Source organism: Prochlorococcus sp. G4PB17 (assembly GCF_059772445.1).
In genome coordinates this window covers 1,381,745-1,395,181 of record NZ_CM186288.1, presented here as the reverse complement: position 1 = coordinate 1,395,181, position 13,437 = coordinate 1,381,745, and the positions used below count along the sequence as shown (strand labels likewise).

General features: G+C 35.6%; 22 protein-coding genes. 12 read left to right on the top strand and 10 right to left on the bottom strand.

Features of this window, described 5'->3' with window-relative positions; all coding sequences use genetic code 11:
• Positions 1–255: 255 nt before the first annotated feature.
• Positions 256–495 (top strand): hypothetical protein, encoded by a 240-nt coding sequence (locus AC6EJB_RS08030; RefSeq protein ID WP_498490827.1) that lies wholly within the window; start codon positions 256–258, stop codon positions 493–495.
• Between the two features lie 70 nt (positions 496–565).
• Here AC6EJB_RS08030 and AC6EJB_RS08025 read toward each other — a convergent pair whose 3' ends face one another.
• Entirely contained in the window at positions 566–700 is a 135-nt protein-coding gene (locus AC6EJB_RS08025) for a hypothetical protein (RefSeq protein ID WP_498490825.1), read from the bottom strand.
• Between the two features lie 496 nt (positions 701–1,196).
• Between AC6EJB_RS08025 and AC6EJB_RS08020 the strand changes: the two genes are divergently transcribed.
• The gene (locus AC6EJB_RS08020) at positions 1,197–1,349 is read left to right on the top strand and encodes a hypothetical protein (protein ID WP_498490824.1); all 153 of its coding nucleotides are present in this window, start codon (positions 1,197–1,199) and stop codon (positions 1,347–1,349) included.
• Positions 1,350–2,043: 694 nt separating this feature from the next.
• Here AC6EJB_RS08020 and AC6EJB_RS08015 read toward each other — a convergent pair.
• Positions 2,044–2,214 carry a hypothetical protein gene (locus AC6EJB_RS08015; RefSeq protein WP_498490823.1) on the bottom strand — a complete coding sequence of 57 codons (171 nt, stop codon included), beginning with the start codon at positions 2,212–2,214 and terminating at the stop codon, positions 2,044–2,046.
• A gap of 458 nt (positions 2,215–2,672) precedes the next feature.
• Here AC6EJB_RS08015 and AC6EJB_RS08010 point away from each other — a divergent pair, with 458 nt between their 5' ends.
• The 4 genes from AC6EJB_RS08010 (at position 2,673) to AC6EJB_RS07995 (ending at position 4,934) form a co-directional block, all read left to right on the top strand.
• Positions 2,673–2,858: a hypothetical protein gene (locus tag AC6EJB_RS08010; RefSeq protein ID WP_036906327.1), complete on the top strand. Its 186-nt coding sequence runs from the start codon at positions 2,673–2,675 to the stop codon at positions 2,856–2,858.
• Positions 2,859–3,624: 766 nt separating this feature from the next.
• Positions 3,625–3,933: a DUF1651 domain-containing protein gene (locus AC6EJB_RS08005; protein WP_498490822.1), complete on the top strand. Its 309-nt coding sequence runs from the start codon at positions 3,625–3,627 to the stop codon at positions 3,931–3,933.
• Positions 3,934–4,028: 95 nt separating this feature from the next.
• Positions 4,029–4,211, top strand: a complete 183-nt coding sequence (locus AC6EJB_RS08000) for a hypothetical protein (RefSeq protein WP_498490821.1) — start codon at positions 4,029–4,031, stop codon at positions 4,209–4,211.
• Positions 4,212–4,757: 546 nt separating this feature from the next.
• The gene (locus AC6EJB_RS07995; protein WP_498490820.1) at positions 4,758–4,934 is read left to right on the top strand and encodes a hypothetical protein; all 177 of its coding nucleotides are present in this window, start codon (positions 4,758–4,760) and stop codon (positions 4,932–4,934) included.
• Between the two features lie 23 nt (positions 4,935–4,957).
• On the opposite strand, the gene AC6EJB_RS07990 is transcribed toward AC6EJB_RS07995, so the two are convergent.
• Both AC6EJB_RS07990 and AC6EJB_RS07985 read right to left on the bottom strand, forming a co-directional pair.
• A complete protein-coding gene (locus AC6EJB_RS07990) occupies positions 4,958–5,248 on the bottom strand; it encodes a hypothetical protein (RefSeq protein WP_498490818.1) in 291 nt (96 codons plus the stop codon).
• Positions 5,215–5,355 (bottom strand): hypothetical protein, encoded by a 141-nt coding sequence (locus tag AC6EJB_RS07985; protein ID WP_498490817.1) that lies wholly within the window; start codon positions 5,353–5,355, stop codon positions 5,215–5,217. The genes AC6EJB_RS07990 and AC6EJB_RS07985 overlap by 34 nt, the downstream gene beginning before the upstream one ends.
• A 57-nt stretch (positions 5,356–5,412) precedes the next feature.
• On the opposite strand from AC6EJB_RS07985, the gene AC6EJB_RS07980 reads away from it, so the two are divergent.
• Complete coding sequence (locus AC6EJB_RS07980) at positions 5,413–5,805, top strand: hypothetical protein (RefSeq protein WP_498490816.1); 393 nt, start codon at positions 5,413–5,415, stop codon at positions 5,803–5,805.
• A gap of 365 nt (positions 5,806–6,170) precedes the next feature.
• On the opposite strand, the gene AC6EJB_RS07975 is transcribed toward AC6EJB_RS07980, so the two are convergent.
• A complete protein-coding gene (locus AC6EJB_RS07975) occupies positions 6,171–6,362 on the bottom strand; it encodes a hypothetical protein (RefSeq protein ID WP_038650473.1) in 192 nt (63 codons plus the stop codon).
• A gap of 277 nt (positions 6,363–6,639) precedes the next feature.
• On the opposite strand from AC6EJB_RS07975, the gene AC6EJB_RS07970 reads away from it, so the two are divergent.
• The gene (locus AC6EJB_RS07970; RefSeq protein ID WP_498490814.1) at positions 6,640–6,915 is read left to right on the top strand and encodes a DUF1651 domain-containing protein; all 276 of its coding nucleotides are present in this window, start codon (positions 6,640–6,642) and stop codon (positions 6,913–6,915) included.
• On the opposite strand, the gene AC6EJB_RS07965 is transcribed toward AC6EJB_RS07970, so the two are convergent.
• Complete coding sequence (locus tag AC6EJB_RS07965) at positions 6,916–7,101, bottom strand: hypothetical protein (RefSeq protein WP_498490812.1); 186 nt, start codon at positions 7,099–7,101, stop codon at positions 6,916–6,918. It abuts the gene before it with no gap.
• A 48-nt stretch (positions 7,102–7,149) separates the two neighbouring features.
• Between AC6EJB_RS07965 and AC6EJB_RS07960 the strand changes: the two genes are divergently transcribed.
• Positions 7,150–7,467 (top strand): pyrimidine/purine nucleoside phosphorylase, encoded by a 318-nt coding sequence (locus AC6EJB_RS07960; protein ID WP_498490811.1) that lies wholly within the window; start codon positions 7,150–7,152, stop codon positions 7,465–7,467.
• A gap of 269 nt (positions 7,468–7,736) precedes the next feature.
• Here AC6EJB_RS07960 and guaA read toward each other — a convergent pair whose 3' ends face one another.
• A complete protein-coding gene (gene guaA, locus AC6EJB_RS07955; RefSeq protein WP_498490809.1) occupies positions 7,737–9,323 on the bottom strand; it encodes a glutamine-hydrolyzing GMP synthase in 1,587 nt (528 codons plus the stop codon).
• Between the two features lie 69 nt (positions 9,324–9,392).
• A complete protein-coding gene (cbiD, locus tag AC6EJB_RS07950) occupies positions 9,393–10,535 on the bottom strand; it encodes a cobalt-precorrin-5B (C(1))-methyltransferase CbiD (RefSeq protein ID WP_498490807.1) in 1,143 nt (380 codons plus the stop codon).
• Positions 10,536–10,614: 79 nt separating this feature from the next.
• Here cbiD and AC6EJB_RS07945 point away from each other — a divergent pair, with 79 nt between their 5' ends.
• Positions 10,615–11,769 carry a pyridoxal-phosphate-dependent aminotransferase family protein gene (locus AC6EJB_RS07945; protein WP_498490805.1) on the top strand — a complete coding sequence of 385 codons (1,155 nt, stop codon included), beginning with the start codon at positions 10,615–10,617 and terminating at the stop codon, positions 11,767–11,769.
• Between the two features lie 22 nt (positions 11,770–11,791).
• Here the strand turns inward: AC6EJB_RS07945 and AC6EJB_RS07940 are convergent, their stop codons facing one another.
• On the bottom strand, positions 11,792–11,980 hold the full coding sequence (locus tag AC6EJB_RS07940; protein WP_498490804.1) for a hypothetical protein: 189 nt from the start codon (positions 11,978–11,980) through the stop codon (positions 11,792–11,794).
• Between the two features lie 242 nt (positions 11,981–12,222).
• Between AC6EJB_RS07940 and AC6EJB_RS07935 the strand changes: the two genes are divergently transcribed.
• Both AC6EJB_RS07935 and AC6EJB_RS07930 read left to right on the top strand, forming a co-directional pair.
• A complete protein-coding gene (locus tag AC6EJB_RS07935) occupies positions 12,223–12,636 on the top strand; it encodes a DUF6554 family protein (protein ID WP_498490802.1) in 414 nt (137 codons plus the stop codon).
• 149 nt (positions 12,637–12,785) lie between these two features.
• Positions 12,786–13,196: an HNH endonuclease gene (locus AC6EJB_RS07930; RefSeq protein WP_498490801.1), complete on the top strand. Its 411-nt coding sequence runs from the start codon at positions 12,786–12,788 to the stop codon at positions 13,194–13,196.
• 4 nt (positions 13,197–13,200) lie between these two features.
• Here the strand turns inward: AC6EJB_RS07930 and AC6EJB_RS07925 are convergent, their stop codons facing one another.
• A complete protein-coding gene (locus AC6EJB_RS07925) occupies positions 13,201–13,425 on the bottom strand; it encodes a hypothetical protein (RefSeq protein WP_498490799.1) in 225 nt (74 codons plus the stop codon).
• Positions 13,426–13,437 lie beyond the last annotated feature (12 nt).

Sequence of the window (13,437 nt, the reverse complement as noted above, 5' to 3'; positions counted from 1 at the left end):
TCGTCCTGTGTTTTGTTTGAAAAGTACAGATTCCATTCTTAGAGAATTAAGATACTCAGCAGTGAAAACATAGAAATAATTGCATCAGCTCTCAGCAACTAACCCGAGCTAGCAAAAAAAGGGGGGTTTTATGATTACTTTGACTTAGATAAAACAAATCAAAAAAAGGTAATGAGAACGGTATTCTCTACAATTTATGAAATTCTCTGACCAACAAATCAATTAAAATAAGATATTAACTTTTATTTTTATTAAATGACTGAAGAAAATAAAACAGACAAAAAAAAGTGCAGTGGAAAAGGCAAAGCGATGTTTGCATACGGAATCATTCAACTAGGTTCTAATGTTGTTTCTGCTGTTGCTCTTGCTGCAATCGCCTTAAGTTTATGTTCTGTGAAACAAGAGTCAAAAGTATTCAACGCATGTGTTGAAGAAATTCAATTGAATGGAAAGAGTTCTTCTGAGGCGGTTCGCTTCTGCAATGGTGGCAAGTAGTTATCCCATCAAAGAGTGAAATCAGAATTATTTCACTAATCAATCGATAATAAAATGGGGTGCAAAATTCTCACCCCATTTTTTTTCTTTGAGTTTTCCAATATTCGTCCCACTCACCACCCTGCAATTCTTTCTTCGATAAAGAGTTATAAAAACCTCTCCACTTCTTTTCTGAATTTGCGTCAATTGCACTAATTGTCACCATTAAATCTATAAACTTCGTTTTTAGTGAAAAATTTTCCTTTGACTAATATGCATGTCAATTTCTTCAATGTAAGGAAAACAAACTTTACGATTTCTTCATCGAGATGGTAAAAATCTGCCACACAAAACCAAAGCATATAAATCAAGTTATCACTTTATAATAGACGTTCCTGTTTGTACAACTCAATAGTCCTTCGTAAAAGAGCGCCCCTAAAACCAGTCATACCAATGAATTACAAGGGAAATACACTCAATGATACTTTTATAGAGAAATCAATAAAGCATGTACTTAAGCATAAGATAAAATAGAAAAGATATCCTCACTAGCAAATGTAGAACTTTATATAGAGCTAATCGAAAAATTGCTAGGTGCTTCTGGAATTGAAAAAAAAGATGGATAGTTCTAATCAAGAAAGAGAAGAAAATTACTGAGGTGAAAACATTCCCAGCTCGATTTCCCATTACAGAAAACCAAGAAAAATATGGTCAATACTCCAATGAAACCTTTTAAAGAGCAAATAATTAATCAAGCAATTCAGTTGCAGCTAAAAGGAAATATTCCAGAAGCAGCTAAACTTTATCAATATTTCATTAATCAAGGTTTCAAATATCACAACGAACTTCTCAAACTGCTTTCCCCTAATGCCTGAGTAGGGATCTAATGATTTATAGAACTCGTCAAAGTTTGCCACTTTTTATTCTTGGATCCTTTGTTCTTGCTTCTATTTTTCAGGTTCTCATCAGTTTGTCTTTTTAGTAGTGACAAAAGGTTCATGCAGGAGTAGAAATGAAATAACAGAACAACTCCTCACACAATAGTTCTGTTGTAAAAAAGCACTCGACTTCGCGTAAGTAGGGTGCTTTTTTAATGATTGATTGTAGAGAATTAGCACATGTGACAGTTGAAAAACTCATCTGCTGACACTTGAGAACCCGAGTTGCTTCTAATAAATTGATTTTGTGAGGAGTTGAGATCCTCCGCAGTGGAAACAAGGAAACACTTGCGACTGATCTCACAAAGAAACCGTCCTAACAGAACTGGGCGGTTTTTTTGTGCCTTTTCTAGAGTGGTCTAATGATATTTCCACCTCCACAAGTTATTTTTGGATTACTGCTTTTAAGCACAGCAGTAGTTTTAATTTTTGATATCAGATACAACCCATTCGGAACCAGTGAAGACGATATCTAATTAGGAATTTTTTCGGATGCAGACCCTTTGTGGAATTGATTAGAAAAGGAAAAGCAGAACAACTCCTTACCAAAATTCGTTCTGTAAATGAAGAGAGGGACTCAAGGTCGCTGAAGCAGCAGGGTCCCTTTCTTAATGCACTTTAATTAGTTAAATCAATCTCCTTTTTCATGAGTATCTCCTGAATAAGATTGAGTTCCTATCTCTGGTGGTGGATTATTTCCGAAGTCATCAACTAAAGCATCTGCCTCACTTGTAAAAAGTTTGGTGAACCATTGCTTAGTTGCAATAATTGCTGTCCAGATCTTGTCTCTTTTTCTGGTCATAGATATACCTGAAAGTAGTAAGGGGGCGAGATTTTGGTCGCCCCCTTTGAGTCCATCACTCCAGACCTAAGGAAGTGCGTTGACTCCTGAAACTGTTTTACTACTACTGAAAGGAAATTGCTATGGGTAAGAACACCAAAGTATTTCTATATTTGGGTTCTCTGTATAGATATTTTCTAATAAGGTGAGTATGGATAAATCAAGAATCATCGCACTCTCGAAGATATTAAAAGGGGAAATGTCATTGACTCTAAGGAGGCATCTCACACCTTCTGATGTGAACAGAGTCACCTTTCGTGCGGTCTCTGCAATGGTAGGAACAACCCAAACCCCTGATTAGTTTCAGGGGTCTTTCTTTATGAGGGCAATGAGAGTTAATACTTTAGGGTTTTTGTCCTATAGATTTTTTGAATTAGTAGGAGTAGATATAAATCAAGGCACTATTAGGAGGTCAAACCATGTCATGCGGTAATCCTTTTAAACATGCAATTGAAGACGTAAAGGAGACATTTTCGAAATCTTGTGGAGTTCCTATCCAAGGGAACGATTGGTGCGATCTGGTTTCGAATTATGAAACTGATTTTGATGAGGTCGATTACGAGAATGAATGTTTGCAGTTTGGCAACTGCTCAATGGACTACTAAAAAACATTGAACTAACAGGAGGTCTAATTATGCAAGCAACACGTAGCTTCAGATCCAATGGGTCGAATACTCTTTCATCGATCTTTCTTTGGTTTTCAGTCCTATTAATTTCCTTTGGAATGCTGCCACACCTAATTCCTTATTACTTTCAGTTGAAATATTGAGGTAAAACAATGATTCTTGATCTTCTTAAACTAATCCTAAGAAAACACAAAGATTATTGGGTTGTTGGTTAAACAGGAGTTTTTTCTCATGTTGACTTAATCCAGATTTGTTAGAAATGGGTTAGGAGTCACAGCACCTTCTGTGGGTCAAGGTTAAACAGGGATGGAAATTTAGTTCAGTCAGTTGAGTGCTTGACTCAAAGGGGGCGACCAAAATCTCGCCCCCTTCTTCATGGGAATTCGAAGGAAAGCACTACCTCAACCGAACTTCAGTTTTAGAGAAGTTGCTTTTAGATTATTTCCAGATCGGTGGGCACTGGTCAGAGTTTGGGACTTCTTTATTAGAAGTGCTTTTTGTCCCAATCCTCGAAAAATAGAAGGGGTGGAATGTTCAACCTTTTCCCTTCAAAAAAACTCCTCACACTTTAAAAAACCCCCTTTTTTGGTCATCAGGGGGTTTTCTTTTGTCTTATTGAACATCTGATTAGAAATAATTATCTTGACCAACTTGATCTAATTGGTACTTTTGTACTAGTATAATCCCATCACCAAAAGCAAAGGAACCACGAAGTGAGCATCGTGGTTTTTTTCTCTTCTTAGAGATGACTCCACCATCAGACATTAGTTACATGACTGAACCAGTAAGAGAAATGAAAGAAACACCATCAGGATGGTTACTTGCACCTGCCAAAGATTTTATTTTGCTCTTTATACGAGACCCCAAATCTGCCATGGCATTCCCAACTGTCTTTACTCAACTTTGGTATTGCAATGAGCAAGGTATTCCAACCAAGTTGAAGAACACAAGACGACTTGATTACCTCTCTTCCTATGAGACTTGGAATGAACTCATAGGCAATGGTTGGAAGTTAGTGGAACATCAATTCAATGCTTGTGTTTATGCTGCTTAAGTGTGGTAAATACCATAGATATTTTGAATAAGTAGGAGTAGAAATAAATCAAGAGTCAAAGCACTCTCGAAGTTATTTAAAAGGGGAAATGTGCATTGACTCTAAGGAGGCATCTCACACCTCCTGAGTGGACAGAGAACACCTTTCGTGCGGTCTCTGCAATGGTCGGAACAACCCCAACCCCTGATTTATTTCAGGGGTTTTCCTTTTTCATTTTCCTTGCAATTAAGACAAAAGATACTGCTCCTGAAACAAGAATAATATCTATAAGTAAATGATAATTAATATCCATAATCTAGTAAAAATACTCTGGTGTTTTTACCTCTAGTCTTATTCATTCTAATACGTTAAAAAGGTCTCAGGAGTCAACGCACTTCCATAGGTCTGGAGTGATGGACTCAAAGGGGGCGACCAAAATCTCGCCCCCTTCTTCATTGGAATTTGTAGGAAAGCACTACCTCAACCGAACAGCAAGATTAAAGAAGTCCTTTCTAAACTATTAAAAGATTGATGGCGTAATACGAATGCGACATCAAATCAGATCAGGGGACAGTCGGTGAAATCCTGTCCTCTCTTCGCAACTCAAAAAAGTTCATTAGGTCTGCACTTTTTGAGAACCTGTAGGGATGGAATGTTCAATCTTTTCCCTTCAAAATATCCTCACACAATTTTTAGTTAACCCTCCTCTAAGAGGGTTTTCTTATATGGATTCAACTAGCAAAGCATCATTTGAAAAGAAGGCGTTTAAGGTTCTTCCTTTTCTTATTGGGGGAAAAATTATATTTGCCGTTTGGTTTGTTAACCACTTGGTTCAACTCTAATCAATGAGAAAGAAAGAGCATATTGAAGACTTAATTAGTTCCTCTCTGACAGAGATTTTAGAAAGATCAATGACCCTTGATAAGAAAGATCAAATTGCAATTTATCAAGAGTTTAAAGAGTGGATTCGTGGTGATACCAAAGAGGAAGACATTTGGGTTATCGATCGTCCAATCAAATAATTAAATCTTCAATCCCTTCTCAACTAATAGAGAACACCATATTCTTCAAGATCTAATAACTCAAAACTGACATGCCTTCCATCTAAATCTTTTGCTAAATCCTCAAAGTATCTCCCGTCTTCATCGTCAAATCCCAAATAATCTTTTTTATAGACATCCTTGTATTTTTCAAATGTTGCTTTATGTTCCTTTGGAAGTCTGTCGAAAAGAATCTGACTGATCAGAACGCTCGTTACTCCTGATAAAGATGGGTTTGCCACTCTGCAAATTCCTCCGTAAATCATCTCAACGTGACCATATCTGGGGTAGTGCATTCAGTTGGATATGAGATCACATTCTTTGCTGTGAATCCTACACCTATCGCAACAAGTCCAATTACAAAGATCCATTTAGATCTCTCACCAGAGAGCAGTCTGTTCATAAAATGACGTACTGATGTGAAGTCTCCATCAACGATAACAATAATGTTTTTTATCCAATGACCTTTCAAATTATTAAAAGTATTTGTCTTAGTTGTTTTGCACTTCTACTAATTATCTATCCATCAAAAATAGATGCTCTATCGCCTGACTGGGTTGCAGTTCCAAAGAGTGAGTATGGCGAGCAGTTATGGGATAAGAACAGTGTTCAAAAAAATCATGATGGATCCATACGAGTATTCAGCAAATTTATTCCTAAAGGCACTACTGAAATTACTCAAGACATTCTGTACACTATGGATGTCAACTGTTCGGAAAATTCTTTTAGAGATGTTGCAGTAGGAGCAAAGGAATTTAATGAGTTCAAGAATCAAGATTCAGAATGGAAAGATCCCAATGGAGATGAATTGATTTTGGGTGTTATCGATCAGGTTTGTACTTTTGGAAATTAGATAAAAAGTAGACTAAAAACGTCTAATAAATTGCGACCATATTGCGACGAAATGACTAATACGCACCTTTTCTTATCACTTGAAATCCCTTTGCTTAGTTAGAGTTGGGAAGCGAGTTCAAGATCTGATTTCAAAATTGCGACAAAAATAAAATGAGTTGCGACTAACTTGCGACAGATCTTCAAAAAGACCTGCTTTAGGACAGGTTTTTTTGTGCCTACTCATCCTCATAACCAATCTTGTTTGCTGGATTAGTAATAAAGAGAATCATTAAGAGGACTACGTTTGCAGGCAAAGAAAGTTTTTTTAGCAGCAAAAGAGTCATACCCTGCGTCACGTTGAATTTCTCTTTTCCCTTGCTCATATTATTTTTCCCAAAAGAGATACAAATTAGAGAATTGATTAGACGTATCAACCACAGCAGTACTGGTAGAGACTAATTTCCATCCCAGTGAATTTCGTTTTTTAATAATTTCTCCAATCTCAGTTTCTTGCCTAGAAGTATTGGCATTCCCAACTGCATAGTAAATATCAAGATCATTTTCAGTTTTTGCCATAAGACCTAATCAAGTACTTCTAAGGATTAAATTTGAATCTTAGAAGAATTAAAAAGAAATCAGGAGTTCAAGCACTTTCGTTCCAGCAGGTCAAAGTTGGTTAGTACGGATGGAAAGTTCAGTTGGAATTTGCGCGTATGCTTGACGACCAAGAAAAGATTTAATAGTATAGATGTACTAGGACATTCCTCACGAAAGCAGTCCTAATTCATAAAGCACCTGCGTAATACCAGTGAGCAAGGTGCTTTTTTGATGCCTTGAATTAAAGAAGAGAAGCATGAATCAACCAATCAGAGAAGCAATCCCAACTCCAACAGGATGGTTGGTGTCACCTACTAGAGAATTCTGTATGTTCTTTATTCGTGATCCGAAATCCGAAATGGCATTTCCGAGAGTGTATACACAACTCTGGTATTGCCTTGAAGATGGAACTCCAACCAAGTTAAAAAATACAAGAAGAATTGATCTAGAATCTGCTATTGAAACTTGGCATGAACTCTTAACCCAAGATTGGGAACTAATGGAACATCAGATAAGTGATGCTGCTGCTTAGTCATCGAATCAGATATCTAAGAATTCCAACTAGGGCGATGGCAATAATTCCATAAGTCCAAACGGAACCACTATTTCTTGAGACACGTTCCATCCAATCTGGAAGACCATTATTTTCAATGATGAATAGATAAAGCAATCCCATGATCAGTACTGGGATAACAAGTGCGTAAATAAAACTCAACATCTATAGATTATGATTAGTGATTAGAAAATTAGATTCAGGAATTTCTCAATGGATAACTATCAAAATGTAGATGTTGATAAATTAGCAAATATTTATTTTGAAGGTAAAGTTATTAGTCGGAACATCTTTTTAAAAGATGGTTCAAAAAAAACATTAGGAGTGATGTTGGAGGGTGGATACGAATTTAAAACTGCGTCAAGAGAACTCATGCAAATCCATTCTGGAAAACTAAATGTAAAAATTGCAGGTGATAAAGATTGGACATTAATAACAGAGGGTATGGATTTCAATGTCCCCAAAAATTCTTCATTTTGTTTAGAGGTTTTAGAATTAGTAAACTACACATGCTCTTATTTTGATGATTAAAAAAATTAGAATAAGGAAACACTTGCAACTGATCTTCAAACAGACCTGCTTTCGAGCAGGTTTTTTTGTACCTTTTTAAATACTGAGTATAAAAAAATATGTAGAGAAGTCCTTCATAAATTCTTAGCAACAAATCCTAGATATTCAAACAACAAGTGTAGAGAAAAACGACTTTCAACGATTTCTCCTCAGAGACGGTGAATAAGTGCCAAGTGGAAGTGGTGTGGAAAAGGGTTTTTGAGTGGTAGACTGGGTTTTACCCCCCTAAACTATTCCCACTCTATCGTTCCAGGAGGTTTACTAGTTATATCCAAAACGACTCTATTAACTCCCTCAACTTCATTAACAATGCGATTAGAAATTTTCTCTAAAACTTCATACGGTAAACGAGACCAATCAGCAGTCATTCCATCTTCACTTGAAACACAGCGAAGAACAATAGGCCATGCATAGGTTCTTTGATCTCCCATTACTCCAACAGAATATACAGGCAATAAAACTGCAAAAGCTTGCCAAATCTCATGATACAAACCAGCATTATTAACCTCCTCTCTGACAATTAAATCAGCATCCCTTAAACAATTTAATTTTTCATGAGTTACTTCTCCTAAAATTCTTATAGCTAGTCCTGGACCGGGAAATGGATGTCTCCGAACAATCTCATCAGGTAATCCAAGTGATTTTCCAACTTTTCTAACTTCATCTTTAAATAAACGTCTCAAAGGCTCTACTAATTTAAATTGTAAGTCTTTTGGTAAACCACCAACATTATGATGACTTTTGATTTTAACAGCTATTCTTTCACCTGTTTTTGGATCAATATTGGTTCCAGCGCTCTCAATTACATCTGGATAAAGCGTTCCTTGAGCTAAGTAATCAAAAGGCCCCAAACGAATACTCTCCTCTTCAAAAACCCTAATAAACTCCCTTCCAATAATTTTACGTTTTTGTTCAGGATCTATGACTCCTTTTAATTTCGAAATAAATCTTTCTCTAGCATTAATATATTCAACATTAATATTAAACTTTTCATCAAAAAAAGACATAAGAAATTCTGGTTCACCTTTTCTCATAAAACCTTGATCAATAAACATACAGGTCAATTGAGGTCCTATTGCTTTGTTTAATAAAAATGCAAGAGTTGATGAATCAACACCACCAGATAGAGCTAACAAAACTTTTTTATCTCCTACCTGTTGCCGTACGTGAGAAACAGCTTCATCTATAAATAAATTTGTTGTCCAGTCTGGATCACATGAACAAATATGATAAACAAAGTTTCTTATTAAAACCATTCCCTGAGTTGAATGAACCACTTCAGGATGAAATTGCACTCCATAAAAGCACTTATCATGCAACGCAATAGCTGCTTCTGGAGTATTAGAAGTATGAGCTAATCTGACAAATCCCTCTGGTAATTTCTGAACTGAATCTCCATGACTCATCCACATCGTTGAACCACTCATAACGTTTGTTAATAACGCTGTTGGATCGTCAACTTCTAAAGGTGCCTTTCCATATTCAGCTTTACCAGTGGCTGGTTCCACAGAACCTCCTAATTGATGAACCATTAATTGCATTCCATAACAAACGCCAAGAACAGGAATGCCTAAATTAAAAATTTCTGGATCACAATATGGAGCGCCCTCTTCGTAAACAGACCCAGGTCCTCCGCTTAAAATGATTCCCTTAGGAGAAAGTGACCGTAATTGGTCTGCAGATGTTGTATAACTCATCACCAAAGAATAAACCTCTGTCTCTCTAATCCTTCGAGCAATTAATTCTGAATATTGTGATCCAAAATCAAGAATAACGATTGCTGGATTACGTTTTTTCCCTGAAATCATTGAAGCCATATCAACCAGATGAATCCTTATAAAACATGCTTATTAAATAGACTAATTAAGAGAATCGGAATGTGCCTATCACTTAAGAATTAACCCCAAAGAACTAATGTGTTTTAAGCCATAACAACCAGCCCATCGAATCTGCCTTTTTCGATCAAATAAAACAGACCCTATTTCCACCGATGAAGACAAATATCGATTCACATAGCTAAGACTTTTAGATTCAATTTCATTTGCCATTCTGCCCCAAATCAAAGGAACAACATCTGGGTTATGTCCTTCAAGTATGAGTAAAGCATTTTCAACTGAAGTTGATTTACTAATTAAGTCAATCAAATTAAAAGAAATACCCTCTCTAACAGCAAGTGAAGTAAGTATTTCAATTCTTCCATCTGCAAGATGATGATGAGTATGAAAAATTCCGCCAGCTAGTTTTATCAATTTCCCATGATAACCAAATAATAAAAGTTTCTTTACACCATTTTCCGCAGCAGCAACAAGTAGAGGACCTAACCAATTACCCGTTTTAATAATTTGCTTAGCTGGTAGCCCAAACTTCATTGCTAAATCCATCCCATTTTCACCAATAACAAAAGTCAAGCATCCATCAAATGTTGAGTCAGAACACTTTTCTTCCAAAATCTTTTTACAGTTTTTCAACTGCTCGGGTGACGCACTAATTTGAACCTCCGCCTGGGTCCCAATTAGAGATAATCCATCTACAACTCCAAATGCTCTATTACTCGTCATTAACGCACGATCTTTTCCTTCCGGTAAGACAATCTCTACTTTAATTGAACAACCTTTTGGTACTAAAGGTAAAAGGTTAATACATAACAAATCACGCGCAAACTTAGATATACATGGCAGACCAGTTGATTTAAATTTACCTACTCCATATCCGGCTTGAAAATCTAGCCAATTTGGAAACTCATTCGCACCTATCTTTTTTGATACAACATTTGCATTAATTATTTGTATGTAAGCCCAAATTTCCAACCCTCTAGTAACATCCAGAGTTAGTCCAGACTGACAGTAACTGATTGCTAAAGATCTCTCACCATTTTCAAGTAAAGCAGAAGTAGAGACTGGTACTTCAATTGACCCATCTTTATTTGGTAAATCAATTATCTCAATGGCTTTAAATTTGTTACCAATAAGGACATTTGTCGCAGACTTTGCAGCCGCAACCATCCAAACTGGAAGAGTAAATTCATTCAAATCCTTGGAAGAGCTGACGATAAAGGAAATTCCCTAAATAATTTTTTAAAATAATAATAATCTAGATTTAAATAAGTAAATGCAAGACAAACTCAATCTAATGATTCCTGGACCAACCCCGGTACCAGAAAATGTTTTGCATTGCATGAGTAAACATCCAATTGGTCACAGAAGTGGAGATTTTCAAGAGATTGTTCGAAAAACGACTGAGCAGCTCAAATGGCTTCACCAAACAAGTGGAGACGTACTAACAATTACAGGGAGTGGAACAGCTGCAATGGAAGCAGGAATAATCAATACCTTAAGTAAAGGTGATCAAGTCATCTGCGGTGAAAATGGAAAATTTGGAGAAAGATGGGTAAAAGTTGCAAAAGCATATGGACTGGATGTAAAAATCGTAAAAGCTGAATGGGGACAACCTTTAGACCCAGAGAAATTCAAAATGATTCTTGAAGAAGATACTAATAAAAAAATTAAAGCGGTAATTCTAACTCATTCAGAAACCTCTACAGGAGTGATTAACGATCTTGAATCAATTAATAACGAAGTCAAAAATCATGGTAAAGCCATTACTATTGCTGATTGTGTGACAAGCATTGGTGCAAGCAATATTCCAATGGATGAGTGGGGAATTGATGTCATTGCTTCAGGCTCTCAAAAGGGCTATATGATTCCACCTGGGCTAGGTTTCGTTGCCATGAGTCAAAGAGCATGGGAAGCGAATGCTTCATCAAATTTACCTAAATTTTATTTAGATTTAAAGCAATATTTAAATACAGTAAATAAAAATAGTAACCCTTTCACTCCCGCAATAAATTTATATTTTGCTTTGGAAGCATCACTAACCATGATGCAAAAAGAAGGATTAAATAATATTTTCACTCGACATTCGCGGCATCAAAAAGCAACTGAAGAAGGAGTCAAAGGAATGGGTTTGAAGTTATTTACGAAAGAAGGTTTTGGAAGCCCGGCAATAACAGCGGTTCAGCCTATTAATATAGATGCCGAAAGTATCAGAAAATCAATAAAGAATGACTTTGATATACTCCTTGCAGGCGGTCAAGATCACCTAAAAGGAAAAATCTTTAGAATTGGTCATTTGGGATTTGTCAACGATAGAGATATTATTAGTGTCATATCAGCTTTGGAAAGTACGCTTGATAAAATGGGTAAACTTCAAGCTCCTGCTGGACAAGGAATCGCAAAAACCATTTCAATACTTAATAATCAATAAAAGTTTTTTAAAATTAATAAAATTACTTAGTTTTAATTAAATGTAGGATCTGAGGACCAACATTATCTGCCATCCTCTCTTTATCAAGTGCTTTCAAAATCAAACCAGCACATGATTGCAAATCCCCCTCAGTAGCATAAACTGAAGCATTTTTAAAAAAATAAACTGCCTCTTTTAAATAAGCTTGTTTCTTTACTTGTACTTCATTCATTATTAAAGTTTAAATGAATAAATTTTGATGAAAATACTATATCAAAAGATAGTTTTTTTAGTCGTATAAAAAAAGCAACCAAGATCAAAAGAAAAAAAATAATTCATCAATTTTCAAATACAATCTTTTATCATGAGAAAAATCATTAAAATAAGCTTTTAAAAAAGAACTACTAATGCCAACTAAAGCTAGACAGAAGAATAAAAAATAGATAATTTACAATTGATAATTCTCTTAAAATCATGCCAAGTGGGATAAAGCGAAACTTCTTACCAATTTCAATAATTTGTTTAATCTGCAGTACTACTTTAGGATTAAATACTAAGGCAGCAGTAACAAATGGAGCAGACATTTATTGCTTTATGAGAAATGGAGGTAATACACATGAACCAAGTTGGCAAGCAGCCTACCAATTTATAAAGAATAAAAAACAAGGCTTATTCAAAACTTCTCCAAAACAAGCAGCATCGTTAATTGTTGAAGAAGTTGTACAAGATCCAATTAAATATGAGGATTGCATTAATTATTTGGGGGATCTATATACAGGTGAATCAACATCAATGAATATAAATAATGATAATAAATTAAAAGATGGAGTAAAATCAAACATAGAAAAAACACCTAAGGGAATGAATTTGGATCGTTATAATTATTAATTTAATTTTAATTAATAATTAAAAACGAGTCCTAGCCAATCAAAAACCTTCAAAATAATAAAAGAATCTTATAAAATTAAAAAATGCAATTTTCGATACATTGACGTGGAGCCTTGTCGAGGCAAAATTTAAGAAATTAGTTGATTCGTATGCACAACAGGGATGCGGTTTTCTTAGAAGATCTATGCCCAAAGTTACGTGATAGAAGGTGGAGAAAGTCCTTGCATGAATTTACAGGTAAAAGCTGTATATATTGTGGAAAAAATTCAGAATCAATTGACCATGTTTTACCACGAAGTAAAGGAGGATTAAGCATCACTCAGAATTGTGTCCCTGCTTGTCTCGCATGCAATGGAAGCAAAACAGACAATGATGCGTTCGAGTGGTATCGAAAACAACGCTTTTACGACCCAAGGCGTTCAATGGCTATAAGAGCATGGACCGAAGGAGACATACGTTTAGCGCTGAAATTGCTTAAGTGGGCCGCGCCTAAACAAAATAAAAATCTAGAGAAATCTAAATCCAGCCTAGATGAAGACTATTCCTGGCAAGCAGCTTAAAGGTTCACCAAACTTGACATGCAACAGAAGAATTATATTTTTCACAAATAGAAGCCAAATTTGATGGCTTCTCAGGCACAAGAACGATACAAAGAAGGAAGCACAATGAAGCAATGATGTATTTTATAAAATTATTATTTTTCTTTTGAACCAATAATCTTTTATGGTTCCTTAATCTATGAACTCCATCGATGGAATTTAGACTAGGCTCTAAATAAGAAGCAATCATAACCAAATAATC

Coding starts and splice junctions, on each gene's coding strand:
- AC6EJB_RS08030 (WP_498490827.1), top strand. CDS start 256: ATGACTGAAGAAAATAAAACAGACAAAAAAAAGTGCAGTGGAAAAGGC.
- AC6EJB_RS08025 (WP_498490825.1), bottom strand. CDS start 700: ATGGTGACAATTAGTGCAATTGACGCAAATTCAGAAAAGAAGTGGAGA.
- AC6EJB_RS08020 (WP_498490824.1), top strand. CDS start 1,197: ATGAAACCTTTTAAAGAGCAAATAATTAATCAAGCAATTCAGTTGCAG.
- AC6EJB_RS08015 (WP_498490823.1), bottom strand. CDS start 2,214: ATGACCAGAAAAAGAGACAAGATCTGGACAGCAATTATTGCAACTAAG.
- AC6EJB_RS08010 (WP_036906327.1), top strand. CDS start 2,673: ATGTCATGCGGTAATCCTTTTAAACATGCAATTGAAGACGTAAAGGAG.
- AC6EJB_RS08005 (WP_498490822.1), top strand. CDS start 3,625: ATGACTCCACCATCAGACATTAGTTACATGACTGAACCAGTAAGAGAA.
- AC6EJB_RS07995 (WP_498490820.1), top strand. CDS start 4,758: ATGAGAAAGAAAGAGCATATTGAAGACTTAATTAGTTCCTCTCTGACA.
- AC6EJB_RS07990 (WP_498490818.1), bottom strand. CDS start 5,248: ATGCACTACCCCAGATATGGTCACGTTGAGATGATTTACGGAGGAATT.
- AC6EJB_RS07985 (WP_498490817.1), bottom strand. CDS start 5,355: ATGAACAGACTGCTCTCTGGTGAGAGATCTAAATGGATCTTTGTAATT.
- AC6EJB_RS07980 (WP_498490816.1), top strand. CDS start 5,413: ATGACCTTTCAAATTATTAAAAGTATTTGTCTTAGTTGTTTTGCACTT.
- AC6EJB_RS07975 (WP_038650473.1), bottom strand. CDS start 6,362: ATGGCAAAAACTGAAAATGATCTTGATATTTACTATGCAGTTGGGAAT.
- AC6EJB_RS07970 (WP_498490814.1), top strand. CDS start 6,640: ATGAATCAACCAATCAGAGAAGCAATCCCAACTCCAACAGGATGGTTG.
- AC6EJB_RS07965 (WP_498490812.1), bottom strand. CDS start 7,101: ATGTTGAGTTTTATTTACGCACTTGTTATCCCAGTACTGATCATGGGA.
- AC6EJB_RS07960 (WP_498490811.1), top strand. CDS start 7,150: ATGGATAACTATCAAAATGTAGATGTTGATAAATTAGCAAATATTTAT.
- guaA (WP_498490809.1), bottom strand. CDS start 9,323: ATGGCTTCAATGATTTCAGGGAAAAAACGTAATCCAGCAATCGTTATT.
- AC6EJB_RS07945 (WP_498490805.1), top strand. CDS start 10,615: ATGCAAGACAAACTCAATCTAATGATTCCTGGACCAACCCCGGTACCA.
- AC6EJB_RS07940 (WP_498490804.1), bottom strand. CDS start 11,980: ATGAATGAAGTACAAGTAAAGAAACAAGCTTATTTAAAAGAGGCAGTT.
- AC6EJB_RS07935 (WP_498490802.1), top strand. CDS start 12,223: ATGCCAAGTGGGATAAAGCGAAACTTCTTACCAATTTCAATAATTTGT.
- AC6EJB_RS07930 (WP_498490801.1), top strand. CDS start 12,786: ATGCACAACAGGGATGCGGTTTTCTTAGAAGATCTATGCCCAAAGTTA.
- AC6EJB_RS07925 (WP_498490799.1), bottom strand. CDS start 13,425: ATGATTGCTTCTTATTTAGAGCCTAGTCTAAATTCCATCGATGGAGTT.